This is a genomic window from Acinetobacter sp. YH16044, assembly GCF_013417145.1.
In the GTDB taxonomy this organism is placed as follows: Bacteria; Pseudomonadota; Gammaproteobacteria; order Pseudomonadales; family Moraxellaceae; genus Acinetobacter; species Acinetobacter amyesii.
Genome location: NZ_VPEK01000135.1, coordinates 1 through 1,510, shown reverse-complemented (window position 1 = coordinate 1,510; position 1,510 = coordinate 1). Strand labels below are relative to the sequence as shown.

Genomic DNA, 1,510 nt, shown 5'->3' with positions numbered 1-1,510 from the left:
AATGTAAAAAAAATAGCTTTTTTTTTAGTGTTTTTGAGTGTATTTAGTCTTAATGGTTGTACAAAGACTGTACCTCAGAAAGAAAAAAATCTTGTTCAATCAGAGTCTTTATATAAACAAGGTCAAAAATATTTTTTAGGTGATGGTGTAAAGCAAAACTTTCAAAAAGCTTTAGAATATTTTGAAAAAGCTGCAAATGAAGGTTCTGTAGTTGCTCAAAATGATTTAGCAGGTATGTACTTCAAAGGAATAGGTACACAAAAAAATGAAGCTAAAGCTTATTATTGGTTTAATGAAGCATCTAAATTAAATTCTTCTGAAGCTCAGTATAATTTAGGTGTAATGTATGACAATGGATATTATGTAGATAAAGATCGAACAAAAGCTTTAGATTATTATAACTTATCTGCAAAACAAGGATATGCTCGGGCTCAATTCAGCCTCGCTAATGCATATCTTGATGGAAATGGTATTGAAAAAGATATCAATAAAGCCATTAGTTTGTATACCGATGCGGCTAAACAGAATTTACCAGATGCTCAATACAATTTAGCCAACATATATGAAGAAGGAGCTATAGTTCCAAAAGATGAAAAAAAAGCGCTCGATCTTTATATACAAGCAGCAAACCAGAATTTTCCTATAGCTCAAAATAATTTGGGTTATATGTATGCGAATACCTATAATGATCTAGAAAAAGCAAAATATTGGTTTCAACGGGCATTTGAGAATGGTTATAAAGATGCTGGGGATGCACTAAAAAAAATAGAATCAATATCTAATTCTAAGTAGTGTAATTAGGCAAGTTAATATCAATATGATAACTAATATTAGTATGACTCCTTGCGCTTCAAACAAGATCAAAGCAATTAAAGATTTTCTAAATGTGAATTGATTTTCTTTGATTACAAACTTACTTTCATTACCTATGCTAGATATATAAACGGATAAAACTTTATCCGTATTATACTGGTGCCAGGCATTTTCTAATTTAACTTTTAGATCGTCACATGACTCTAATAACGTTATTCTATATATGCTTAAGACATTTTGAGCATTACGATAATAAATTTTGTTATGATATTTATACATGTATTCAACATTCATCTTAGCAGTTCTGTCTATACCTTTTCGCCAAGGTGAACTTGAGCAAGATATTTGTGTTTTTAAAATTTGAAATTTTTCAATTTTTTGCCATGTATTCAAATCTATACTTTTATTATCATATTTATTTGATTTTATTAAAGTAACTAAAATAATTATGAAGCCTATTAAAAGTAAAAAAAGTGAAAATTTTTTCATATAATTATTTTAGCTCTAATTAATGACTATATGTTAATTTCTTAATATCTAAAATTAACATAATACACCTTATACGAAATGCTGTTTTTTATTCGATATAAATCATAAACTTATACTAAGACGTTCCAGGGTTCAGCGCACTGGAACGGCTTTTTTGTGACTATTCACGTTCCACGCCTATTCTTTGATCAATGTTTCACGGTTTTAA

Annotated in this window: 2 protein-coding genes; one reads left to right on the top strand and one right to left on the bottom strand. The window is 28.5% G+C overall.

The window, feature by feature from the left end; translation table 11 throughout:
• Window positions 1-12: 12 nt before the first annotated feature.
• The gene (locus tag FTV38_RS17500; protein ID WP_373887030.1) at window positions 13-792 is read left to right on the top strand and encodes a sel1 repeat family protein; all 780 of its coding nucleotides are present in this window, start codon (window positions 13-15) and stop codon (window positions 790-792) included.
• Here the strand turns inward: FTV38_RS17500 and FTV38_RS17495 are convergent.
• Window positions 772-1,302 carry a hypothetical protein gene (locus FTV38_RS17495; protein ID WP_180009689.1) on the bottom strand — a complete coding sequence of 177 codons (531 nt, stop codon included), beginning with the start codon at window positions 1,300-1,302 and terminating at the stop codon, window positions 772-774. The genes FTV38_RS17500 and FTV38_RS17495 overlap by 21 nt on opposite strands.
• Window positions 1,303-1,510: the final 208 nt, after the last annotated feature.

Excerpts from the sequence above, each read along its gene's own strand:
- FTV38_RS17495 (WP_180009689.1), bottom strand. The coding sequence starts at position 1,302 with ATGAAAAAATTTTCACTTTTTTTACTTTTAATAGGCTTCATAATTATT.